Annotated in this window: 22 protein-coding genes; 8 read left to right on the forward strand and 14 right to left on the reverse strand. The window is 66.3% G+C overall.

Annotation, left to right across the window (positions count from 1 at the left end; genetic code table 11):
- Nucleotides 1–45: 45 nt before the first annotated feature.
- Nucleotides 46–768, forward strand: a complete 723-nt coding sequence (phbB, locus tag GGR17_RS12420) for an acetoacetyl-CoA reductase (protein ID WP_054539849.1) — start codon at nucleotides 46–48, stop codon at nucleotides 766–768.
- 73 nt (nucleotides 769–841) lie between these two features.
- Here phbB and GGR17_RS12425 read toward each other — a convergent pair whose 3' ends face one another.
- From GGR17_RS12425 to GGR17_RS12435, 3 genes are all read right to left on the reverse strand, one after another.
- The gene (locus GGR17_RS12425) at nucleotides 842–1,009 is read right to left on the reverse strand and encodes a YdcH family protein (RefSeq protein WP_081940162.1); all 168 of its coding nucleotides are present in this window, start codon (nucleotides 1,007–1,009) and stop codon (nucleotides 842–844) included.
- Between the two features lie 128 nt (nucleotides 1,010–1,137).
- Nucleotides 1,138–1,905 (reverse strand): tRNA1(Val) (adenine(37)-N6)-methyltransferase, encoded by a 768-nt coding sequence (locus tag GGR17_RS12430; RefSeq protein ID WP_054539850.1) that lies wholly within the window; start codon nucleotides 1,903–1,905, stop codon nucleotides 1,138–1,140.
- Nucleotides 1,906–2,133: a putative signal transducing protein gene (locus tag GGR17_RS12435; protein ID WP_369817414.1), complete on the reverse strand. Its 228-nt coding sequence runs from the start codon at nucleotides 2,131–2,133 to the stop codon at nucleotides 1,906–1,908.
- Between the two features lie 113 nt (nucleotides 2,134–2,246).
- Here GGR17_RS12435 and GGR17_RS12440 point away from each other — a divergent pair, with 113 nt between their 5' ends.
- Nucleotides 2,247–3,182, forward strand: coding sequence for a polyprenyl synthetase family protein (locus GGR17_RS12440; RefSeq protein ID WP_054540474.1), 936 nt, complete (start codon nucleotides 2,247–2,249; stop codon nucleotides 3,180–3,182).
- On the opposite strand, the gene GGR17_RS12445 is transcribed toward GGR17_RS12440, so the two are convergent.
- The 3 genes from GGR17_RS12445 to GGR17_RS12455 form a co-directional block, all read right to left on the reverse strand.
- The gene (locus tag GGR17_RS12445) at nucleotides 3,175–4,002 is read right to left on the reverse strand and encodes a 4-(cytidine 5'-diphospho)-2-C-methyl-D-erythritol kinase (RefSeq protein ID WP_054539851.1); all 828 of its coding nucleotides are present in this window, start codon (nucleotides 4,000–4,002) and stop codon (nucleotides 3,175–3,177) included. The two genes, GGR17_RS12440 and GGR17_RS12445, sit on opposite strands and share 8 nt — an antisense overlap.
- A complete protein-coding gene (locus GGR17_RS12450; protein WP_255353467.1) occupies nucleotides 3,992–5,695 on the reverse strand; it encodes a tetratricopeptide repeat protein in 1,704 nt (567 codons plus the stop codon). Before GGR17_RS12450 ends, GGR17_RS12445 begins: the two co-directional genes overlap by 11 nt.
- A gap of 101 nt (nucleotides 5,696–5,796) precedes the next feature.
- On the reverse strand, nucleotides 5,797–7,449 hold the full coding sequence (locus GGR17_RS12455) for an electron transfer flavoprotein-ubiquinone oxidoreductase (protein ID WP_054539852.1): 1,653 nt from the start codon (nucleotides 7,447–7,449) through the stop codon (nucleotides 5,797–5,799).
- 240 nt (nucleotides 7,450–7,689) lie between these two features.
- On the opposite strand from GGR17_RS12455, the gene greA reads away from it, so the two are divergent.
- The gene (gene greA, locus GGR17_RS12460; RefSeq protein WP_037207895.1) at nucleotides 7,690–8,160 is read left to right on the forward strand and encodes a transcription elongation factor GreA; all 471 of its coding nucleotides are present in this window, start codon (nucleotides 7,690–7,692) and stop codon (nucleotides 8,158–8,160) included.
- 25 nt (nucleotides 8,161–8,185) lie between these two features.
- Nucleotides 8,186–9,202 carry a hypothetical protein gene (locus GGR17_RS12465; RefSeq protein WP_173585969.1) on the forward strand — a complete coding sequence of 339 codons (1,017 nt, stop codon included), beginning with the start codon at nucleotides 8,186–8,188 and terminating at the stop codon, nucleotides 9,200–9,202.
- Here the strand turns inward: GGR17_RS12465 and mobA are convergent.
- Nucleotides 9,199–9,801, reverse strand: coding sequence for a molybdenum cofactor guanylyltransferase MobA (mobA, locus tag GGR17_RS12470; RefSeq protein WP_054539853.1), 603 nt, complete (start codon nucleotides 9,799–9,801; stop codon nucleotides 9,199–9,201). The genes GGR17_RS12465 and mobA overlap by 4 nt on opposite strands.
- 92 nt (nucleotides 9,802–9,893) lie before the next feature.
- On the opposite strand from mobA, the gene GGR17_RS12475 reads away from it, so the two are divergent.
- Together GGR17_RS12475 and GGR17_RS12480 are read left to right on the forward strand one after the other, a co-directional pair.
- On the forward strand, nucleotides 9,894–10,604 hold the full coding sequence (locus tag GGR17_RS12475; protein ID WP_054539854.1) for an AzlC family ABC transporter permease: 711 nt from the start codon (nucleotides 9,894–9,896) through the stop codon (nucleotides 10,602–10,604).
- Nucleotides 10,605–10,606: 2 nt separating this feature from the next.
- Nucleotides 10,607–10,930, forward strand: coding sequence for an AzlD domain-containing protein (locus GGR17_RS12480; protein ID WP_369817415.1), 324 nt, complete (start codon nucleotides 10,607–10,609; stop codon nucleotides 10,928–10,930).
- Here the strand turns inward: GGR17_RS12480 and GGR17_RS12485 are convergent.
- The 5 genes from GGR17_RS12485 to GGR17_RS12505 all read right to left on the reverse strand — a co-directional run bounded on the left by GGR17_RS12485 (nucleotide 10,915) and on the right by GGR17_RS12505 (nucleotide 14,999).
- Nucleotides 10,915–11,535 carry a hypothetical protein gene (locus tag GGR17_RS12485; RefSeq protein WP_054539856.1) on the reverse strand — a complete coding sequence of 207 codons (621 nt, stop codon included), beginning with the start codon at nucleotides 11,533–11,535 and terminating at the stop codon, nucleotides 10,915–10,917. The two genes, GGR17_RS12480 and GGR17_RS12485, sit on opposite strands and share 16 nt — an antisense overlap.
- A gap of 50 nt (nucleotides 11,536–11,585) precedes the next feature.
- Nucleotides 11,586–11,720, reverse strand: a complete 135-nt coding sequence (locus GGR17_RS12490) for an aa3-type cytochrome c oxidase subunit IV (protein WP_054539857.1) — start codon at nucleotides 11,718–11,720, stop codon at nucleotides 11,586–11,588.
- A gap of 87 nt (nucleotides 11,721–11,807) precedes the next feature.
- Nucleotides 11,808–12,248, reverse strand: a complete 441-nt coding sequence (locus GGR17_RS12495) for a DUF6173 family protein (RefSeq protein WP_054539858.1) — start codon at nucleotides 12,246–12,248, stop codon at nucleotides 11,808–11,810.
- Complete coding sequence (locus GGR17_RS12500) at nucleotides 12,241–13,287, reverse strand: MBL fold metallo-hydrolase (RefSeq protein WP_054539859.1); 1,047 nt, start codon at nucleotides 13,285–13,287, stop codon at nucleotides 12,241–12,243. Before GGR17_RS12500 ends, GGR17_RS12495 begins: the two co-directional genes overlap by 8 nt.
- On the reverse strand, nucleotides 13,284–14,999 hold the full coding sequence (locus tag GGR17_RS12505) for an acyl-CoA dehydrogenase (RefSeq protein WP_054539860.1): 1,716 nt from the start codon (nucleotides 14,997–14,999) through the stop codon (nucleotides 13,284–13,286). The genes GGR17_RS12500 and GGR17_RS12505 overlap by 4 nt, the downstream gene beginning before the upstream one ends.
- 114 nt (nucleotides 15,000–15,113) lie before the next feature.
- Here GGR17_RS12505 and GGR17_RS12510 point away from each other — a divergent pair, with 114 nt between their 5' ends.
- A complete protein-coding gene (locus GGR17_RS12510) occupies nucleotides 15,114–16,085 on the forward strand; it encodes an L-threonylcarbamoyladenylate synthase (protein ID WP_054539861.1) in 972 nt (323 codons plus the stop codon).
- Nucleotides 16,086–16,097: 12 nt separating this feature from the next.
- Here the strand turns inward: GGR17_RS12510 and GGR17_RS12515 are convergent, their stop codons facing one another.
- On the reverse strand, nucleotides 16,098–16,652 hold the full coding sequence (locus GGR17_RS12515; protein WP_054540477.1) for a YqgE/AlgH family protein: 555 nt from the start codon (nucleotides 16,650–16,652) through the stop codon (nucleotides 16,098–16,100).
- A gap of 152 nt (nucleotides 16,653–16,804) precedes the next feature.
- Here GGR17_RS12515 and GGR17_RS12520 point away from each other — a divergent pair, with 152 nt between their 5' ends.
- Nucleotides 16,805–17,620: a protein-disulfide reductase DsbD domain-containing protein gene (locus GGR17_RS12520; RefSeq protein ID WP_157445609.1), complete on the forward strand. Its 816-nt coding sequence runs from the start codon at nucleotides 16,805–16,807 to the stop codon at nucleotides 17,618–17,620.
- Here GGR17_RS12520 and GGR17_RS12525 read toward each other — a convergent pair.
- Nucleotides 17,617–21,018 carry an efflux RND transporter permease subunit gene (locus tag GGR17_RS12525; protein ID WP_054539863.1) on the reverse strand — a complete coding sequence of 1,134 codons (3,402 nt, stop codon included), beginning with the start codon at nucleotides 21,016–21,018 and terminating at the stop codon, nucleotides 17,617–17,619. The two genes, GGR17_RS12520 and GGR17_RS12525, sit on opposite strands and share 4 nt — an antisense overlap.
- Nucleotides 21,019–21,020: the final 2 nt, after the last annotated feature.

Genomic DNA, 21,020 nt, shown 5'->3' on the forward strand with positions numbered 1-21,020 from the left:
TTCATATTAAGATTACCGAATACTTTGGAATCCCGAGGAGGAATCATGGCCAGAGTTGCACTCGTTACCGGAGGCACCCGCGGCATTGGCGCGGCAGTCAGCGTTGCGCTGAAAGAGGCAGGTTATAGCGTTGCCGTGAATTTCGCAGGCAATGAGGAAGCCGCCGCGAAATTCACCGAGGAAACGGGAATTCCGGCCTATAAATGGTCGGTCGCCGATTACGACGCCTGCGTCGCCGGTATCGCCCAGGTTCAGGACGCGCTTGGCCCGATTGACGTGCTGGTCAACAACGCCGGCATCACCCGCGACGCGATGTTCCACCGCATGACCCCGCAGCAATGGCGCGAAGTCATCGACACCAACCTGTCGGGTGTTTTCAACATGACCCACCCGATCTGGCCCGGCATGCGCGAGCGCAAGTTCGGGCGCGTGATCAACATCAGCTCGATCAACGGGCAAAAGGGCCAGGCCGGCCAGTCGAACTATTCCGCCGCCAAGGCCGGTGATCTGGGCATCACCAAGGCACTGGCCCAGGAAGGCGCGCGCGCCGGAATCACGGTGAACGCGATCTGCCCGGGCTATGTCGGCACCGACATGGTTATGGCCGTTCCCGAGAAGGTGCGCGAATCGATCATCGCGCAAATCCCGGTCGGCCGCCTTGGCGAGCCTGCCGAAATCGCCCGCTGTGTGGTCTTTCTGGCCGCGGACGAGGCGGCGTTCATCACCGGCTCGACCATCTCGGCCAATGGCGGCCAGTATTTCGCCTGACGCCCGCGGCATCAAACAAATACGGGCCGCTTGATCAGAAGCGGCCCGTTTTCGTGTCTGACAGGTGAGATTCTCAGCCCTGAGAAAGCCGTTCGATCTGTTCTTTCAATCGAAGCTTCTGTTTCTTGAGTTCGGCAATCTGAAGGTCATCGACACCCGGGTGACGCTGATCATGTTCAACGCGTTCCGAGAGGTTCTGGTGTTTCCGGCGGAGTTCCTGCAAGTGCGAACTCATGGTCATGGGAGACCTCCTCTCACTGGTTTCTGACATATTGCCGTTACAGTCCAGCACAGAAATCGAGTCGTGTCACGCTGCGGGCGCAAAGTAATCCGACAGAATATTTCGCAAATGCGGATCTGGCCGAAACATCAGGCAATCGGCCATTCGATCGCCGCAGCATTCCGCAGAACTCCGCCGATCGCAGGGGTATAGCTTTCGCGGTCACCGTCATGCGCCGCGCCCTGGTGCATCGTCATGGGCGGCAACAGGCGGAACGGCCCCCCGCCGCCCTTGATGGCGCGCAACAGCACCAGCCGCGCCGGCCGGCCCGCCCGCGGCGCCAGTGGCAGCAGCTCCACGTCGCCGGCGCGATCCTGAAGCGCGGCCAGCAATTCTGGCACGCGCTCTGCCCGCTGGATCATGGTCAGCCGCCCCTTGGGCACCAGCCGGCGCAATCCGGCATCGACCCACTGCGCCAGCGGCGTTTCCTCGCCCAAGGCCCGCTCGCGCCCGGAATCAGCGGCGGCGCTGCCTCTGGCGCGCAGAAAATAGGGCGGGTTGGCAATGACGTGATCGAAACTTTGCTGCCGCACCTCCTGTGGCGGGGCAGCCAGATCACCCTCCACCACGCTCAACGCGATCCTGTTGCGCGCGGCGTTTTCCCGTGCCAGTGCCGCATAGCGCGGCTGAAGCTCCAACCCCGTCAGGCGTAGCCCCGCGACCCGCGCGCCCAGACACAAGGCCGCCACCCCCGCGCCACATCCCAGCTCCAGCACGCTTTGCCCCGCCCGCACCGGTGACGCGGCAGCCAGTAGCACCGGATCCACCCCCGCGCGATAGCCCCCGCGCGGCTGCAGAACCGATAACCGCCCGCCCAGAAAACTGTCGCAGGTCAGATCCTCAACGGCGAAGGGCATTCAACGCTCCTCCGGCAGCGGGATGTCATTGTCGCGCAGAATGGCCCGCGCCCGAAACAGATCCGCATCGCGGACCATCATCCGCTGTGGCAATATGCCGACCGAACCTTCAAGGACGCTCATGTAGACATCCATATGAAAGCAGTTTATTCCCTCGCCCCGTAGGAGCGTTGTTGCAAATGCGACGAGGGTTGGGTCATTGGTGCGTAACAGCTCTTTCATGAACATGGACTTAAGGACACCCCGTGGCGATTGTCGAGAGAAGTGACGAGAGCGTGATCGGGCAGCGCGCCGACGCCAGCGCACCGCACGAAGAGTTGAGCACCCTTCTGGCGCCCGAGATGGATGCGGTCAACGCGGTGATCAAGACGCGCATGGCCTCTGAACATGCGCCCCGTATCCCCCAGGTCACGGCCCATCTGATCGAAGCGGGCGGCAAGCGTATCCGCCCGCTGCTGACCCTCGCCGCGGCGCGGCTCTGCGGCCATGACGGTGACCAGCACATCAAACTGGCCGCGGCCGTCGAATTCATTCATACCGCGACGCTGCTGCATGACGATGTCGTCGACGAAAGCAATCAGCGGCGCGGCCGCCCCACCGCCAACCTGCTGTGGGATAACAAATCCTCTATTCTCGTCGGGGATTACCTCTTGGCCCGGGCCTTTACGCTGATGGTGGAAACCGGGTCTTTGCGGGTGCTCGACATCCTGTCCGCCGCCTCTGCCACCATCGCCGAGGGCGAGGTGCTGCAGCTGACCGCCGCGCAGGATCTGGCAACGGACGAGCCTGTCTACCTCAAGATCGTGCGGGGCAAGACCGCCGCGCTGTTTTCGGCGGCAACCGAGGTTGGCGGCGTGGTCGCCCGCGCGCCAGAAGAACAAATCGACGCGCTGCGTGACTATGGCGATGCGCTGGGGATCAGCTTTCAGATGGTCGATGACCTGCTGGATTACTGGGGGTCGGACGCCACCGGCAAGAATGTGGGCGACGATTTCCGCGAGCGCAAGCTGACCCTGCCGGTGATCAAGGCCGTGGCCAAGGCAAATGCCGAAGAGCGCGCGTTCTGGGCCCGCACCATCGAAAAGGGCGATCAGCGCGAGGGCGACCTGAACCAGGCGCTGGCGTTGCTGAACAAGCATAACGCGCTGCGGGATACGAGGGCCGAGGCGCTGCGCTGGTCCGAGACGGCAAAGACCGCGCTGACCCGCCTGCCCGCAGATCCGATCCGCGATCTGCTGGGCGATATCGCCGATTTCGTCGTGGCCCGCGTCAGCTAAGCGCGGCGGCGCGCACCCACCACCCCGGAAATTCGTGTGACAGCCGCGTGGCGGCGGCGCGCGCGGCGGCGTCATCGGCGAACAGCGCGAAACACGTGGCGCCCGAACCCGACATGCGGTGCAGCATGGCGCCGGGCAGGGTGGCGAGCGTATTCAGCACCACGGCGATGCGGGGCTGCAGCCGGATGGCCGTGTGCTCCAGATCATTGCGCTGGCCCTTCAGCCACGCGCCAAGCGCCGGCGCGGTGGCGAATGCGGGGATGGCTTCGGGCATCGGTGGGTTGGCTTTCTGCGCCAGCGCCCTGAACACATCCGGCGTGGCCACCACGAGGCGCGGGTTCACCAGAACACACCAGAGCGGCGGCAACGGCGGAACCGGCGACAGCAGATCACCGATCCCGGCCATGCGCACCGCCCCGGCCCGCAGGCACACAGGCACATCCGCACCCAGAGCCGAAGCACCGGCAGGAATCTCCCGCCCTGTCATGTCGGAAAACGCCCGCAGCACGGCGGCGGCATCGGATGACCCGCCCCCGATCCCCGCCGCCGCCGGCAGGTTCTTTTCCAGCGCGATCGCTCCGCCCCCGGCCCCGAAGAACCGCGCCGCCTTGAGCGCAAGATTGCTGTCATCCACCGGCACGCCCGCAGCCTCTGGCCCGGTGACCTGCAGCGACAGCGCCGCCGACGGGCGCAGCGATATCCGGTCGCCCACATCGGCAAAGGCCACCAGACTGTCCAGAAGATGATAGCCATCGGCCCGCTCACCGGTGACATGAAGCGTCAGGTTGATCTTGGCAGGCGCGAAGGCGTCAATCGCCATTGGCGACCGAAATGGGGGCAAGCCCCTCTTCTTCGCGCACCTTGTCCAGCCCCACGTCCAGCTTGTGGCGAATGCGCTGCGCGTCGGTCTCTTCGGGGTCGAAAGACAGCGCGCGCTTCCACTGGAACTCGGCTTCGAGCCGGCGGCCCACGGCCCAGAGTACATCCCCCAGATGGTCGTTCACGATCGGATCAATCGGCAACAGTTCGGCGGCGCGTTCCATAGGCGCCACGGCCTCCTGGTAGCGGCCAAGCCGGTACAGCACCCAGCCCAGACTGTCGGTGATATAGCCGTCATCGGGCCGCCCTTCGACCGCGCGCTCGATCATGCTCAGCGCCTCGTCCAGATTGGTGCCCATCTCGACATAGGAATAGCCCAGATAATTCAGCACGCGCGGCTGATCCGGTTGCAGCTCCAGCGCCTTGCGGAAATCCGCCTCGGCCTCGGGCCAGCGCTTTTCGCGCTCCAGCGCGATGCCGCGCGCGTAATAGACCACCCATTGCGACGGTTCCGGCTCGCCAAACAGCGCCGCCGCCTGATCATAGGCCACGACCGCCTCGCCATAACGCTTGAGCCGGCTGAGCATGTCGCCAAGCGAGACATGCACCAGCACGACCCCCGAATGACTCTTGGAAAGCTGGGTCAGAACCTCGATCGCGGCCTCGGTGCGGCCCGATTCCTCGAGCGTCTCGGCCCGGCCCAGTTCGGCGGCATAGAAGGCCGGATCGTCATTGGGCACCTGCAGATAGGCGGCTGTCGCCAGATCGAACTGCTCCTGTGCCTCCAGCAGGGAGGCGGTCAGCAGCATGGCATCCACGTGATCGGGGCGCAGATATTCCGCGATCCGGGAATACAACAGGGTGAACGTGTCGTTGGCCTCGCCGTTCAGCGCCCCCGCAACGGTAAAGAACACCTCGGCCGCACCATCCTGGGCATTGCGGATCGTGGTGAAGGGCAGGGTTTCGCCCGCGATCAGACGATCGCGCAGATCGGAAAGACCGGGGTCCAGCTCCAGCCCGAAGATATCGTCGATCAGGGTCACCGCCTCGGGGTTGCGCTCCAGCTGGCTCAGGATCTCGACATCGGCCAGCACGCTGCGGCGCGTCACCAGAAGCGCGCGGCCATCATCGCCGGAAAACAGCTCTGCCGCGCCTTCGAAATCGCCAACGGCCGCCAGCGCCAGCGCCTTGTGATACAGGCCGAACACCGCCAGCCCGGCTTGCCCGGCGGCGGCGTCGAAGGCGGCCAGCGCCTCGGACATGCGCCCTTCGCCGAAATGGCTCCAGGCGCTGATCAGGTTGTCGACCAGCGGGCCGATGCTGCGCCCGGCCTCGGCATCCTCAAGAACGGCATCAAACGCGCCCCGCTTCAACTGATCGGCCATCAGCACCAGATGCGCGGCCTGGCTGTTCAGCCCACCCTGCACCATGCGCCGGGCGATCGGCACCGCGCGCTCCACCTGCCCCAGCCCGGTAAAGGCCAGAAGCGCGCTTTCCATCAGGTTCGGGTTCGACGGGTCCCGCGCCAGCGCCTGGGTGTAATACTGCGCCGCCGCCTTGTAATCGCTGAAATAGCTCGCGTGCCGTGCGGCCAGATAGGCGCCGGCCAGACCGTTCTGCGCCGAGACGGGCGCGGCGACAACGAGGCTGAGCGCGACACAGGCCGCAAGGCCGAAAGACCGGATGGAAAACACGCGCAAGAGGCAACTCCGCTTTGACTGCTCCGAAACCTATCCAAGCGCTGCAGCCAAGGCAATGCGCGGGCGGCACTTTCGCCACCCGCATGACGCAAGCGTTACATATTCGGGTAGTTCGGCCCGTCGCCGCCCTGCGGGGTGACCCAGTTGATGTTCTGGCTGGGGTCCTTGATGTCGCAGGTCTTGCAATGCACGCAGTTCTGGAAGTTGATCACGAAGCGCGGATCCTTGCCCGCCTCCTCGACCACCTCATAGACGCCGGCCGGGCAATAGCGCTGCGCCGGTTCGGCGTATTTCGGCAGGTTCACCGAGATCGGCACCGACGGGTCTTTCAGCTGCAGGTGGCAGGGCTGCTGCTCTTCGTGATTGGTCATCGCGAAGCTGACGTTGGTCAGGCGGTCGAATGACAGCACCCCGTCGGGCTTGGGATAGTCGATCGGCTTGAACTTCGCCGCCTCGCCGGTGGCCGCCGCATCGGATTTGCCATGTTTCAGCGTGCCCAGAAGCGACAGGCCGAAGAGGTTGTTCGTCCACATGTCGAGCCCGCCCAGGGCCAGCGATGTGCTCAGCCCGAACTTCGACCACAACGGTTTGACATTGCGGACCTTTTTCAGATCCTTCCCGATCGGGCCGCTGCGCAGCTCGGCCTCATAGGCGGTCAGCTCGTCGCCCGCGCGGCCGGCCTTCAGCGCCTCATGCGCGGCCTCGGCCGCCGCCTTGCCCGACAGCATCGCGTTGTGGTTGCCCTTGATCCGCGGCACGTTGACCAGACCGGCCGAACAGCCCAGCAGCGCCCCGCCGGGGAACACCACCTTGGGCACCGACTGCCAGCCGCCCTCGGAAATCGCGCGCGCGCCGTAGGCCACGCGCTTGCCGCCCTTCAGCAGCTCGGCCACCATCGGGTGATGCTTGAACCGCTGGAACTCCATATAGGGGTTAAGATAGGGGTTCTCATAGTTCAGATGCACCACGAACCCGACATAAACCTGATTGTTCTCAAGGTGATAAATGAAAGACCCGCCGCCCGCGTTGCTGCCCAGCGGCCAGCCCATCGTGTGGGTCACGGTACCCTCGCGGTGCTTTTCGGGGTCGATCTCCCAGATTTCCTTCATGCCCAGGCCGAATTTCTGCGGGCAGTGGCCCTTGGACAGGTCATATTTCGCCATCACTTCCTTGGACAGGCTGCCGCGCACACCCTCGGACAGGAAAACGTATTTTCCGTACAGAACCATGCCCGGTTCGTACGCAGGGCCCGGCGTCCCGTCGGGGTTCTTGCCGAATTCGCCGGCGACCACGCCTTTGACCTCGCCGTCGTCACCGTAGACCAGCTCGGAACAGGCCATGCCGGGGAAAACCTCGACGCCCAGCGCCTCGGCCTGTTCAGCCATCCAGCGGCAGACATTGCCCATCGACACGATGTAGTTGCCGTGGTTGTTCATCAGCGGCGGCATCGGCCAGTTCGGCACCCGCATCTGCCCGCCCGCGCCCAGGACATAGAAATTGTCCTTCGTCACCGGCACGTTCAGGGGCGCGCCCTTTTCCTTCCAGTCGGGGATCAGCGCATCCAGCCCGCAGGGATCCAGCACCGCGCCCGACAGAATATGCGCGCCCACCTCGGAGCCCTTTTCCAGAACGACGACATTCAGATCGGCATCGAGCTGCTTGAGGCGGATCGCCGCCGAAAGCCCAGCAGGCCCCGCGCCGACGATCACAACGTCATATTCCATCGATTCACGTTCAACTTCGGACATACTTCTCCCCTCGCGCTCCCTGCGCTTCCTCTTCCCTTGAAATCTCCTGCAAAGCGTTATCTCACTGCAGCGCGAAGCGTCAATCGGCGCGCCCCATGAATCTTTGCGCTGCGGCGATGCCCCGCCCGCGTGCCATGCGGCCCCTTGCAATCCGGCCTGCACTAAGGTCAGTTGAGTAAATTCATCCAACAGCGGCGCGCCGGGTCCGGACGCGCCGCTTTCAAAAGTCCGATGTGAGCTATGGAAAAGATACCGATGACCCGCGCGGGCCATACCGCGCTCGAGGCCGAGTTGAAGACCCTGAAATCGGTGGAACGCCCCGCCGTGATCAGGGCCATCGCCGAGGCGCGCGAACATGGCGACCTGTCTGAAAACGCCGAATACCACGCCGCCCGCGAAAAGCAGAGCTTCATCGAGGGCCGGGTGAAAGAGCTTGAGGCGTTGCTGTCGCTGGCCGAGGTCATCGACCCCACCAAACTGTCCGGCGCGATAAAATTCGGCGCCACGGTAAAGCTGGTGGACGAAGACACCGATGAGGAAAAGACCTATCAGATCGTCGGAGAGGCCGAGGCCGACATCGAAAAAGGGCTGCTGAACATCAAGTCCCCCCTCGCGCGCGCCTTGATAGGCAAAGAGGAAGGTGACAGTGTTGAAGTCAGAACGCCGGGCGGCGAAAAAAGCTATGAGGTTCTGAGCATTCAATATGTCTGAAGCGCAGGGCTGAGACCGATCCCAAATGGCAGACAAGAATCAGGACGCGCCGATCAAGCTCGGCATTTACGGAAAGAAACGGGTGCCGGAGGGCTGGTCCGCAGCCGATATCATCGCCGCGTCTCTCAGCCTGCTGTGGCTTGCCGGATCGGGGCTGTTCTTTCTGTTTGCCGGATCGCCGGATGCGAACCCGCGGTTTGATCCGATCGTGTTCGTTCTGATTCTGATCGCGGTGACGATGCCTGTCGCCCTGTTCTGGGTCGGCGCGTCAGCGGCGAAAAGCGCGCGCATCATGCGCGAGGAATCGACGCGCCTGCAATCGGCCATCGACGCGATGCGCCACACCTATATCCAGCAGCAGCAGATGGCGAACATGAGCGTGCGCCCCACGGTCGAGAAAAAGCTGGATCAGCTTGTCGCGGCGCAAAAACAGGCGGAATCGGCGATGGCAACCTTCGCCAGCGTCCGCAGCCGCCAGGCCGGCCCGCCGCCCGCCGCGCCGCAGGGCGCGCCCGTGGATGACGCGCAGCCCTCGCTCGCGCTTGGCACGCCCGCCGAAGAGATGCAGCCCCCCCTATCGGTCGAGGATTTCATCCGCGCGCTGAATTTCCCCGAAACGGCGGATGATCAGGAAGGCTTTCGCGCGCTGCGCCGCGCCTTGCAGGATCGCACCGCCGCCAAGCTCGTGCGCTCGGCACAGGATGTGCTGACCCTGCTCAGCCAGGATGGCATCTATATGGATGACCTGAACCCCGACCGTTCGCGCCCCGAATTGTGGCGCCGCTTCGCCCAGGGCGAGCGTGGCGCGGCCATCGCCGCGCTTGGCGGGGTGCGCGACCGTTCGTGCCTGGCGCTGACCTCGGGGCGGATGCGGCAGGACCCGATCTTCCGCGACGCCGCGCATCACTTTCTGCGCCAGTTCGACCACACGTTCAGCGCCTTTGAAAAGACCGCGTCGGATCAGGAAATCAATGATCTGTCCGACACCCGCACCGCGCGGGCCTTCATGCTGCTTGGGCGGGTGTCGGGCACCTTCGACTAATTCACCGCCTGCAAAAGCGCCTCGGCCTGTGCCAGATCCTCCGGGGTGTTGATGTTGAAGAACGGGTCGATACGGCCTGCGGGAAATTCCGCCATGGCGGCGCCATGCGCCTCGGCCCAGAGCCGCACGCGGCGCGTGCCCTGCGCAAGGGCCGCGCGCAGTTCCTCGCGCAGGGCGACCGGCCACAGGCCAAAGGTCGGGTGGGGCCGGCCATGGCTTGTTGCCAGGGCGATCGGCGCATGGGCGGTTTCGGTGGCCAGGTGAAGCCGGGGCACAAGATCGCAAGGGAAGAACGGCGTATCCACCGCCACAGTGACGATGGCATCGGCCCCCCGGCCCGCCGCCCAGTCCATTCCGGCGAGAATGCCGGCCAGCGGCCCCGGCTGGCCCGGCACGGTGTCGGGTATCACCGGCAGGCCCGCAGCGGAAAACCGCGCCGGATCGCCATTGGCATTCAGCGCCAGCGCGGCCACCTGCGGCGACAGCCGTTCGACCGCGCGCGCCAGCAGGCTGCACCCGCCCAGCCGCATCAGCGCCTTGTCGCGCCCCCCGGCGCGCGTGCCCTGCCCCCCCGCGAGGATCACACCGCAAATTTCCATGGCCTCTCCCGTTGCCTGGTTTTCAGGGCGGTTGCATCCGCACCCCTGACGGCCTAAGGGCGAAGGGGCAAGGCACAGTCTAGGGGCAGCGCATGGCATCCTCCACCACCAAATCGGCATTCTGGCTGGGCGCCCGCCACGGCCTGCCCTTCATCTTCGTGGTGTCGCCCTTCGGACTGCTGTTCGGCGTGGTCGGCACCGAGGCCGGGCTGAACATCGCCGAGGTCATGGGCTTTTCGGTGCTGGTCATCGCCGGGGCGTCGCAATTCGCGGCGCTGCAACTGATGACGGAAAACGCGCCCACGGTGATCATTCTGGCCACGGCGCTGGCGGTGAACCTGCGCATGGCGATGTATTCGGCATCGCTGACCCCGCATCTGGGCGCCGCGCCGTTGTGGCAGCGGGCGCTGATGGCCTATTTCCTGGTCGATCAGTCCTATGCCGTCGGCGTCGCCCGGTTCGAAACCCACCCCGGCATGCCATTGGCGCAGAAGACGGCCTATTTCTTCGGCACCATCACCCTGATCTGCCCGTTCTGGTATACCATGACCCTGATCGGTGCGCTGGCCGGGCAACAGATCCCGCCCGAATACGCGCTGGATTTCGCGGTGCCGATCACCTTTCTGGCGCTGATCGCACCGGCGCTGCGCACGCTGGCCCATGTGGCGGCGGCGGCAGTGTCGGTGGCTGTCTCGCTGGCGCTGGCCTTCGTGCCCTATAACGGTGGGCTGATCGTCGCGGCGCTGGCTGCGATGATGGCCGGCGCACAGGTCGAGCTGTGGATGCGGGGGCGTCAGGCATGAACATGAGCAGCGCCCAAATCTGGACCATCATCGTCGGGCTGGGCATCGGCACCTTCCTGATCCGCTTTTCGTTCCTTGGGCTGATCGGCGACAGAAAGCTGCCCGAATGGGTGCTGCGCCATCTGCGCTATACGCCGGTGGCCGTGCTGCCCGCGCTGATCGCGCCGCTGGTGGTCTGGCCCGCCGCGACCGGGGGCCAGCCCGATCTGGCCCGGATGCTGGCGGCGGCCGCGGCGCTGGGGGTGGGGATCCTCACCCGCAATGTCCTGCTGGCCATCATCGGCGGCGCGGCCACGCTCTATCTGGCGCTTTATCTGCTGGGCTGAGCCGGCGCCCCGTGCTGCTGGGTCATCAGCACGGCGGTGTTGTCGTCGGCATCGTCGTCGTAATAGACAGCCGTCTCGACCCCGGGCAACTGGCCGAAGGAGTCCATGATCCGGGCGGGAAACAGCGATTGCGAGACGGACTCAAATCCGGGAAGCTGCTTGAGGATGCCGCTGGTGGCGCTGCCGCACATCGCCTTGGGCACCGCGCCACGTGCTTCGGCTAGTTGCAGCGCCCGCGTGGCCACCTCGGGCGAGACCTCTACGGTCTGACTGACCACGCGATAGGTTTCCCGGGCGTGGTAGTCGATGTAGAATTTCAGCATCAGCGGCGTCATGCCGTAAAGCACATCATTGCGTTCCGGCGCGGTGCGGTGCCACCAGCTTCCGGCCGGGTCGAACATCACCCGCTGATCGCCGTTGATCATCAGCCCGCTGTGCCCGCCCTCGTTCGAGCGGTTGTTGATCATGGTGAACAGCGTGATCGACGGCGGGCTGTCGTCACGATAGACGGCGGCCTCGACCGCCGCGTCGGGCGCCCAGACGGGGTCGGCCGTGCAGGCCGACAGGGCAAGCGGCACAAGGGCAAGAAGCAGCGGGATGCGCATGTCGCTTGGCTTTCAACGGGCATGTCGGCGGGCAGGCGCCCGCCGGGGCGTTACCCGTTCACAAGACCGATAAAGACAATCACCAGAATGGCCAGACCGGCGACGATGGTCGCAAAGCGGATGAACCCGTCATAGGTCTTTTCGTGATCCGTGATGTCCATCGAACCGTGCTTGTATTCTGCCATGGGGTATCCCTTCCCTGATCGTGCGAAGCCCGGATAGCCGATTTCGCGGCGGCTGTCACGGCCCTGTTCGCCGCGACCGGGCGGTTGTCAGGTGTCGTGCTCCAGATCCTCGGCCAGGCGGAATCCGATGCGCCGGGCGGCGGGGGCTGCCGGCTCTTTCGGCATGGCGCGCAGCATCACGTTGAGCTGGCTGACGTGCTGCACGAGCTGGGTGCGCGCGCCCGTCTGGTCGGTACCGTAGAAGGTAACGATATCGGGGTCGAAATAGCCCACCCCCTCGATCCGCAGGATGCCGGTGTTGCCGCCGGTCAGGCCGATGGCGATCTCATCCTCGGCGGCGAGCTGTTCCTCGAAGTTCTGGATATAGAGGATCAGCCGCTCATAGGCCCATTCGGCCGCGCTCTTCTGCTCCACCGGCTTGCGGCAGACCGCTTCGGGCAGCGGTTTTTGCTCGGGCGAGGCGGGCGCATCGGGATCCGCGTGCACCACCCGCGCCCGCGGACGGGCATCGTGCAACCGCTCAGTCATCGGTGGCCTGCCACAGCCATGCGCCATCGTCGCCCATGCGGCGGCTGATCCGGCCCGCCTGATACAGGTGGTTGAAATGGGCGATCGCCTCGACCAGGGCCAGCCCGTATTCATCGGGCCCGATCTTGCGTTTGTAGAGCGGCGCGAACGATCCGCCCACGGTATGGGGCGTTTGCAGATGTGCGACAAGGCGGTCCAGCGCGCCGTGATGATTGTCGATCAGTTGCGACAGCCGCGCCGGCAGGCCGGTGAAGGGCAGCTTGTGGCCCGGCAGCACCAGTTGATCGTCGCGCGCATGGGCCAGCAGCCGCTCGCAGCTTTCCAGCCAGTCGCCCACGGGGTCTGCGTCGGGCTCGGAGGCATAGACCCCGAGATTGGGCGAGATCGACGGCAAGAGCTGATCGCCGCCCAGCACGAGGTTGTCGTCCCTGCTCCAGAACGTGGCGTGTTCGGGGGCGTGGCCATCGCCCATGCGCACGTCCCAGTCGCGCCCGCCGATGCGGATGACATCGCCCTGCTTGACCCGCCGATAGCCCCGCGGCAGCGGCGACACCAGATCGACGTAGTTGAACGGGCGCTCGGCCAGACGCTTTTCATAAATCTCGCGGTCCATCCCGGCGGCGCGCCAGAAGGCCAGCGTTTCTTCGTCCGGCGCGTCCTGTTCGTCGAGAATCAGCATCCGCGTCATCAGCCAGGCGGTACGGGTCGTCCACAGCTCGGCGCCATGCGCGGCCTGGAACCAGCCGGCAAGGCCGATATGATCGGGGTGGTGATGGGTGACGATGACCCGGTTCACCGGCTTGCCGCGCAGTGGCCCGGCCAGCAACGCGCCCCAGATTTCCCGGTGCTGGGCCATCTCGAACCCGGTATCGACGATGGTCCAGCCATCGCCGTCATCCAGCGCGAAGATGTTCACATGGTCCAGCCTCATCGGCAGCGGCAGCCGCATCCAGAGCACACCGGGTGCCACCTCTATCGCCTCGCTCCCGGCCGGAGGCTCCGCCCAAGGGTAGTGAATCAGGGAGTTCCCGTCCATCATGCCACCAAGTCTTCGGGGCTGAGCGCATAGAGCCCCGCCGCCCCTTCGCGCGCGTGGGCGAGCAGCGCCACATGCTCTGGCAAAAGCCGCCGGATGAAGAACGTGGCCAGCGCGGTGCGCGGCCCGCTGCCGCCTTCGGCCAGCGCCGCCTTCAGGTGGAAATGCGCCCCAAGAACACGGGCAAAGCCGCGCAGAAACGGCACCGCACCGGCGAAGCGGTCGTTCATCTGCTGGGCGGCCAGCCATTCGGTAGCCTCGCGCAAGGTCTCGGCGGCGGCCCAGACCGCGATGGCAAGATCGGGCAGGATGCCGCGCGCCGCCTCGGCGCTGGCCTCGACCTCGTCCATCAGGCGGAAGGCCGCTTCGCCGCCATCCATCATCTTGCGCCCCACCAGATCCATGGCCTGAATACCGTTCGTTCCTTCGTAGATTGCCGTCACCCGCACATCACGCAGATACTGGGCGGCGCCGGACTCTTCGATGAACCCCATGCCACCATGCACCTGCATGCCCATGGACGCAACATCGATACCGGTATCGGTGCCATAGGCCTTGGCGATCGGGGTCAGAAACGCGGCGCGCGCCAGGCAGTCGGCATCATCGGTGGCCCGGGCCAGATCGATGGCCAGCGCGCAAGACAGCGCGAGCGTGCGGGCGGCGAAGATCTCGGCCTTCATCGTGGTCAGCATCCGGCGGACATCGGCATGATCGACGATACAGCCCGTACCCTCCACCACCGGCGTTTTGCCCTGCCGCCGCTCCAGCGCATAGGCCAGCGCGTGCTGATACGCGCCCTCGGCCGCGCCGATGCCCTGTACGCCCACGCCCAGCCGGGCGTTGTTCATCATGGTGAACATCGCGGCCATGCCCTTGTGCGGCTCCCCCACCAGCCAGCCGGTGGCGCCGTCGAACTGCATCACCGCGGTGGGCGAGCCATGCAGGCCCAGCTTGTGCTCCAGACTGACCACCTTCAGGCTGTTGGCCACGCCGGGGCTGCCCTGCGCGTCGGGGATGAGTTTGGGCACCATGAACAGGCTGATCCCGCGCGTGCCCGGCGCCGCGTCGGGCAGCCGCGCGAGCACCAGATGACAGGTGTTCGACGTGAAATCGCAATCGCCCCAGGAGATGAAGATCTTCTGGCCGGTCACCGCGTAGGTGCCATCGCCGTTCGGCACGGCCTTTGCCGCCACCGCGCCCACGTCGGACCCGGCCTGCGGTTCGGTCAGGTTCATCGTGCCGTTCCATTCGCCCGATATCAGCTTGGGCAGATAGAGCGCCTTCATCTCGGGGCAGGCGTGATGTTCCAGCGCCTCGATCTGGCCCTGGGTCAGCAGCGGGTTGAGCTGCAGCGAAAGGCATGCCGCGCTCATCATGTCGTTCACCGCAGTGGCCACGGTCATCGGCAGGCCCATGCCGCCATGCTCCGGGTCCGCCGCCATGCCGACCCAGCCGCCCAGCGCGATCTGCGCATAGGCCCCGGCAAACCCGCGCGAGCTGCGCAGCACGCCGTTTTCAAGAACCGCCGGATCAAGATCGCCGTTGCGCTGCACCGGGGCTATGACCTCTTCGCTCAGCCGGCCCGCCTCGGACAGGATGGCGTCGGTCACGTCGCGGGTGACCTCGGCGAACATGGGGGTCTGCGCCACCTTGCCCAGATCCACCACATGATCGAAGATGTACTGAAATTCGCCGACCGGCGCGCGATATGGCATGGCATCCCTCCTCAACCCGTGCCTTGAGATCGCGGCGGCGCGGCTGTATGTCAACGGAATTCCTGACAAAACCTATTGCACCAGGTTTCCCCATCAAGGCAGACGCAGCGTCACATGAACCGCGCCATCCCCACTGAAACCCTGAAGGCAGACCCGCAGGGGCTGGCCCGCGCGGCAGAACTCCTTGCGCGGGGAGGGCTTGTCGCCTTTCCCACCGAAACGGTCTATGGGCTGGGCGCGGATGCGCGCGACGATACCGCCGTCGCCCGGATATTCGAGGCCAAGGGCCGCCCCCGGTTCAACCCGTTGATCGTGCATCTGCCCGATATCGCCGCCGCGCGCCGCATCGCGCTGTTTCCAGACGCGGCCGAACGGCTGGCGGGCGCCTTCTGGCCCGGTCCGCTGACGCTTGTGCTGCCGCTGCGGCCCGATGCGGGGCTTTCGCCGCTGGTGACGGCGGGCAATGATACGGTGGCGCTGCGCCTGCCGGCGCATGCGGTGGCGCGCGCGCTGCTGGTGCGGTTCGGCGGCCCGGTGGCGGCGCCCTCGGCCAACCCGTCGGGCAAGGTCAGCCCGACCCGCGCCGAACATGTGGCCGAAGGGCTTGCCGGACGGATCGAGGCGGTGCTGGATGGCGGCGCCTGCGACGTGGGGCTGGAATCCACCATCGTCGGCATCGGCGCGGACGGGGCCGCGACCCTGCTGCGCCCGGGTGGCCTGCCCGTCGAGGTGATCGAGGATTGCCTTGGTCACCCTCTGGCCCGCCGCGGCGAGGATGCGGCGATTTCCGCGCCGGGGCAGCTTGGCTCGCATTACGCGCCGGAGGCCGGGATCAGGCTGGAAGCGCGCGCGCCGCGTGCCGGCGAGCTTTGGCTGGGGTTCGGGCCGGGCTGCGAGGGGGCGGCGATGAACCTGTCGCCCGGCGGTGATCTGGTCGAGGCCGCGGCCAACCTGTTTCACCACCTGCGCGCGATGGACGCACTGGCGCAGACGGGCCAGGTGATTGCCGTGGCGCCGATCCCTGAACACGGGCTGGGCCGGGCCATCAACGACAGGCTGCGCCGCGCCGCTGCCCCCCGGCCCTGAACCCCCCCGCGCTCAGGCGTGGCCGCAGGCCGCCGAAAGCGACAGCGGATCGACGCCCAGCACGTTCAGCGCCCGGCCCCATTTGCTGTCATCATCGCCGGCGAACACGATCTCGGGGCTGGCATCGCAGGTCAGCCAGCCGTTGGCGCCGATCTCCGCCTCGAGCTGCCCCGGCCCCCAGCCGGAATATCCCAGCGCCAGAAGCGTGTTGTCGGGCCCGGTGCCGCGCGCCATGTCATCCAGAATGTCCAGCGTCGCGGTCAGGCCGAACTGCGCATCCACCTTCAGCGTCGTCGCGCTGTTCGAACGATAGTCGGACGAATGCAGCACAAAGCCGCGCCCGTGTTCCACCGGGCCGCCGAAATGCACCCGGATGTCACGGCCGGTGCCGCGCGGGATCTGCAACTGTTCCAGCATGTCGGACAGGCGCAGTTCCTGCGACGGCTTGTTGATGATCAGCCCCATCGCGCCCTCGGCGGAATGGGCGCATATGTAGACCACGCTTTTCTCGAACCGCGGATCGCCCATGCCGGGCATCGCGATCAGAAGCTTGCCGCTGAGGTCCAGTTCGCTGCCTGAAATATCCATGCGCCAAAGGTGGTCGTTGCACCGGTTTGGCGCAAGGGCCACGCGCGCCGGGTGGTACGAAAAGCCACACTCGCGCCGCCATCGCCCAATTGTGATTTCGTTCGCGGCCGCCGATGCCTATGTTCTGCGCCATGGTCAAATCCGTTCTCACCTGCCTGGCGCTTGCTGCCGGCCTGGCGTTTTCCCCGCTGTCCCCGGCGCGGGCCGAAAGCCCCTACGCGTCTGTCATCACGGCGGAAATCCTGCCCGGCTGGGAAACCGCCCGCGGCACCCAGATGGTCGGGCTGCGGCTGAAACTGGCACCCGAATGGAAAACCTACTGGCGCGCGCCCGGCGATGCCGGCATTCCGCCGCGGTTCGAATGGTCCGGCTCCGAGAACCTTCGCTCGGCCGATCTGTTCTGGCCCCGGCCCGAGGTGATCTATCAGAACGGCATGCGCACCATCGCCTACAAGCACGAGGTGGTGCTGCCGATCGAACTGACGCCGCAGAGGCCCGGCGCGCCGATCACCCTGAACGGGGTTGTCGAGCTGGGCGTGTGCCTCGACATCTGCATGCCGATGGAACTTGCGCTGCACGCCGATCTTCCCGCCGCGCCGGAGCCCGCGCCGATCCGGGCCGCGCTGGCGCAGCGCCCCGTGCCCGGCTATCAGGCCGGGGTCGGCGATGTGATCTGCAGCGCCACACCGCTGCCCGACGGGCTGCGCCTGACCACGCGCATCACCGTGCCGCCGCTTGGGGGCAAGGAGATTGCCGTGGTCGAACTGGCCGATCCGTCGATCTGGGTGGCCGAGGCCGAAGTGTCGCGCCGGGGCAATGAGTTGACGGCGGTAACCGATCTTGTGCCGGCCAATGCCGCCCCCTTCGCGCTGGACCGGTCCGGCGTGCGCATCACGCTGTTGTCGGACAGCCGGGCGATCGACATTCAGGGCTGCGTAGGCGGCTAGGCCCCCGCGCTGCGCCGGGCATAGACCAGCGCCGTAACCGTATAGACGATCAGCAAAAGCACCGCCGCCCCGGCCAGAAACAGGCCCAGCGCCGCCGGCATCGCCGGCACCCCCGCCAGCCCGGGAAACGCGCCGGTGACAATCCCCGGCAGGGCGCCCGTCACCACCGCATGGCCCAGCGTCAGCCCGAACAGCCCGCCAAGGCCCAGCGCCGCCACGGCGATCACCGCGCCCATCGCCCGCGCGCGCGAAGGCTGCCCCAGCGCCCGCCGCGCGGCGGCAATGTGGCGCGACACATCCTGCTGCATCGCCAGCAGCGCCGGCACCATCAGCAACACCAGAACCATGCCGAAGCCAAGCCCGTAGACCAGCGTCACCACCGTGGGTTTCAGGAACTGCGCCTGTTGCGAGCTTTCATAGAGCAGCGGCGCGAGGCCCAGAACCGTGGTCGCGGTGGTCAGGAACACCGGCCGCAGCCGGTCGGCCGTCGCGTCGATGATCGCGGGCACCAGCCCGCGGGTCTGCGAATATTCATCCACCGTGCCGACCAGCACGATGGAATCGTTGATGATGATCCCGGTCATGCCGATCAGCCCGACGACCGTGAACATCGACAGCGGAATCTCCCACAGCGCGTGGCCATAGATCGTGCCGACAAGTCCGAAGGGAATGATCGCCATCACCACCACCGGCCGGGTCCAGCTCGAGAAGATCCAGGCCAGCGTCAGGTAGATGCCCAGAAGGCACAGCATCAGCCCGGTCATCGCGTCGGCCAGAAACTCGTTTTCCTGCTCGGCCAGGCCCGAAAGCTGCCAGGCGACGCCGTATTCGCTTTCGATGGCGGGCAGGATCGTACGCTCCAGCGCCTCCATCACCGCCTCGGCCCGGGCCGGATCATCCTCCGATATATCGCCGGTGACCGACACCACGCGCAGCCCGTTCTCACGCCGGATGGTGGAGAAGCCGGTGCGCCGCTCGACCGTCACGATATCGGCCAGCGGCAGGTATTGCCCGCTGGCCGAGCGCAGCAGCGTGCGGTCGAGGAAATCCGCGGTAAGCTCGCCGGTGGGCAGTTCCACCCGAATGGCGGCCGAACGCGGCCCGTCGGGGTAGGTCGCGGCCTCGATCCCGTTCAGGCGGTTGCGCAGCACCCGGCCGAGCCCGTCTATGGTGAAACCCACCGCGGTGCCCTGCGCCGTCAGTTCCAGGATCAGCTCTTCCTTGTCATAGGCCAGGCTGTCCTCGAGCGCCGATACTTCGGGGAACTGCGAAACCCTGGCCTTCAGCGCCTCGGCCGCCGCCTTCAGCGTTTCGGAATCGGCGCCGTAGAATTCCACATCCAGCGCGTCGCCCCCCGGCCCCGAGCGCCAGCCCCGGAAACTGAGCACCTCGACCAGCGGATGGCTGCGCACCTCTTCCTGCAGATCGGCCAGAAAGCGGAATGACGAATAGGGCCGCAGATCGGCGTCGATCAGCTCGATCGCGATCGAGCCCAGCAGCTCCTCGTCCTTGGTGCCGACGCCCGACAGGCCACGGCCGGTGTTGCCGCCGACCTCCGCCAGCACGTAAACCAGCGGATTGCGCCCATGCTCTGCCTCGTAGCGCGCGGCCACGGCGGCAGTGGCGCGCTGCATCTCGCGCATCATCGCCATCGTGTCTTCGCGCCGGGCGCCGGGCGCCATCGCGAAATTGCCGGAAATCGAGCCTTGTTCGGGCGAGTTGAAGAACCGCCACTGCACATCGCCCCGGATGAGCAGCGCCACCTGCGTGGCCAGCACCACCAGCACCAGCGCCATCACCGGATAGCGCGCCCGGATCACCCCGGCCATCAGCGGCCGGAACAGCGCCGCCTGCACCCAGCCGAACCCCCGGTTCACCACCCGCGAGGGCAGATCATACCAATGTTCCTTCGCCGAATGGGCCAACGCATGAGACATGTGGTTGGGCAGGATCAGAAAGCATTCCACCAACGAGGCCATCAACACCGCGATCACGGTGAACGGTATGTCGGAAATCAGATCGCCGAACCGGCCGCTGATCGCGGTCAGCCCGAAAAAGGCGATGACCGTGGTGATCGTGGCCGAAATCACCGGCGGGGCCATCCGCCGGGCCGCATTCTCTGCCGCCTCGACCGGGCCTTCGCCCAGCCGCCGCGACCGGAAATCGGCATGTTCCCCCACCACGATCGCGTCATCCACCACGATCCCGGTGGTGATGATCAGCGCGAACAGTGAGATCATGTTGATCGTCAGCCCCGACGCGTACATCAGCGCAATCGTGGCCAACATCGAAACCGGAATCCCCGCCGCCACCCAGAAGGCCGTGCGCGCGTTCAGGAACAGGAACAGCAGCGCCACCACCAGCAACAGCCCCATCAGCCCATTGTCCAGCAGGATGTTCAGGCGCCCGGTGATCGCCTCGGCGCGGGTGCGGATCAGGTCGATCCGCACCTCGGCGGGCAGGCTCGCCACCATTTCATCGGCGACGTCCTGCACCACGTTCTGAATGTCGATCGCATCGCCCCGGTCCGAACGGTCCACCCGCACCGACACCGCCGGATGCGCACCCACGTAATAGGCGCGCTCGCGGTCGATCCCCTCGACGATCACCCGCGCCACATCGCCCACCGTCAGGTTCGATCCGTCGTCATTGGCGCGCAGCACCACCGCCTCGATCTCGTCGACGCTGCGCTTGGCCACGCCGGTACGCACCCGTGCGCTGCCGCCCGACACGTCCCCGGCGGGCGAGGTTTCGGCCGCCGCCTCGATCGCATCGGCGATCTGGGCCATGGTCACGTCATGCCGGACCAGCGCGGCCGAGGGCACCTCGACAATCGTATTCGGCGCCGCCAGCCCGCGGATCGTGGTGCGCGTCACCCCCGCCGCGAACAGCCGGGTGACGAATTCATCGGCGAACCGGCCAAGCTGATCCACCCCCACCGGCCCGGTGATCACCACATCCGTCACCCGGTCGCGCCAGGCACCGCGGCGCACGGTGGGCTCATCCGCCTCTTCGGGCAGCTCTGTCACGGCGTCCACCGCCGCTTGCACGTCGGACGCGGCGCGCGCCATGTCCCAGCCCGGCTCGAACGACAGATCGATATTCGCCCGCCCCTCGGTCGAGCGCGAGGTGGCGTCTTCCACCCCTTCCACCGCCAGCAGCACCGGCTCCAGCACCTGGGTGATGCCGGCATCCACGTCATCGGCACCGGCGCCGTCCCACGTCACATTCACCGTCACGTCATCGACGATCACATCGGGAAAGAACTGCGCCCGCATCCGCGGCACCGCCGCCAGGCCCAGCGCGATCAGGATCACCAGCAACAGGTTCGCCGCCGTCCCGTGCCGGGTGAAATAGGAAAGGATCCCTCCGGCCGCCCCGGCCATGCGCCCCGCCATCG

Source organism: Actibacterium naphthalenivorans (genome assembly GCF_014196965.1).
In the GTDB taxonomy this organism is placed as follows: domain Bacteria; phylum Pseudomonadota; class Alphaproteobacteria; order Rhodobacterales; family Rhodobacteraceae; genus Actibacterium_A; species Actibacterium_A naphthalenivorans.

What these genes read in the sequence shown, in the direction of transcription:
- phbB (WP_054539849.1), top strand. Translation starts at nt 46, where the DNA reads ATGGCCAGAGTTGCACTCGTTACCGGAGGCACCCGCGGCATTGGCGCG.
- GGR17_RS12425 (WP_081940162.1), bottom strand. Translation starts at nt 1,009, where the DNA reads ATGACCATGAGTTCGCACTTGCAGGAACTCCGCCGGAAACACCAGAAC.
- GGR17_RS12430 (WP_054539850.1), bottom strand. Translation starts at nt 1,905, where the DNA reads ATGCCCTTCGCCGTTGAGGATCTGACCTGCGACAGTTTTCTGGGCGGG.
- GGR17_RS12435 (WP_369817414.1), bottom strand. Translation starts at nt 2,133, where the DNA reads ATGTTCATGAAAGAGCTGTTACGCACCAATGACCCAACCCTCGTCGCA.
- GGR17_RS12440 (WP_054540474.1), top strand. Translation starts at nt 2,247, where the DNA reads ATGGATGCGGTCAACGCGGTGATCAAGACGCGCATGGCCTCTGAACAT.
- GGR17_RS12445 (WP_054539851.1), bottom strand. Translation starts at nt 4,002, where the DNA reads ATGGCGATTGACGCCTTCGCGCCTGCCAAGATCAACCTGACGCTTCAT.
- GGR17_RS12455 (WP_054539852.1), bottom strand. Translation starts at nt 7,449, where the DNA reads ATGTCCGAAGTTGAACGTGAATCGATGGAATATGACGTTGTGATCGTC.
- greA (WP_037207895.1), top strand. Translation starts at nt 7,690, where the DNA reads ATGGAAAAGATACCGATGACCCGCGCGGGCCATACCGCGCTCGAGGCC.
- GGR17_RS12465 (WP_173585969.1), top strand. Translation starts at nt 8,186, where the DNA reads ATGGCAGACAAGAATCAGGACGCGCCGATCAAGCTCGGCATTTACGGA.
- mobA (WP_054539853.1), bottom strand. Translation starts at nt 9,801, where the DNA reads ATGGAAATTTGCGGTGTGATCCTCGCGGGGGGGCAGGGCACGCGCGCC.
- GGR17_RS12475 (WP_054539854.1), top strand. Translation starts at nt 9,894, where the DNA reads ATGGCATCCTCCACCACCAAATCGGCATTCTGGCTGGGCGCCCGCCAC.
- GGR17_RS12480 (WP_369817415.1), top strand. Translation starts at nt 10,607, where the DNA reads ATGAGCAGCGCCCAAATCTGGACCATCATCGTCGGGCTGGGCATCGGC.
- GGR17_RS12485 (WP_054539856.1), bottom strand. Translation starts at nt 11,535, where the DNA reads ATGCGCATCCCGCTGCTTCTTGCCCTTGTGCCGCTTGCCCTGTCGGCC.
- GGR17_RS12490 (WP_054539857.1), bottom strand. Translation starts at nt 11,720, where the DNA reads ATGGCAGAATACAAGCACGGTTCGATGGACATCACGGATCACGAAAAG.
- GGR17_RS12495 (WP_054539858.1), bottom strand. Translation starts at nt 12,248, where the DNA reads ATGACTGAGCGGTTGCACGATGCCCGTCCGCGGGCGCGGGTGGTGCAC.
- GGR17_RS12500 (WP_054539859.1), bottom strand. Translation starts at nt 13,287, where the DNA reads ATGATGGACGGGAACTCCCTGATTCACTACCCTTGGGCGGAGCCTCCG.
- GGR17_RS12505 (WP_054539860.1), bottom strand. Translation starts at nt 14,999, where the DNA reads ATGCCATATCGCGCGCCGGTCGGCGAATTTCAGTACATCTTCGATCAT.
- GGR17_RS12510 (WP_054539861.1), top strand. Translation starts at nt 15,114, where the DNA reads ATGAACCGCGCCATCCCCACTGAAACCCTGAAGGCAGACCCGCAGGGG.
- GGR17_RS12520 (WP_157445609.1), top strand. Translation starts at nt 16,805, where the DNA reads ATGGTCAAATCCGTTCTCACCTGCCTGGCGCTTGCTGCCGGCCTGGCG.
- GGR17_RS12525 (WP_054539863.1), bottom strand. Translation starts at nt 21,018, where the DNA reads ATGGCGGGGCGCATGGCCGGGGCGGCCGGAGGGATCCTTTCCTATTTC.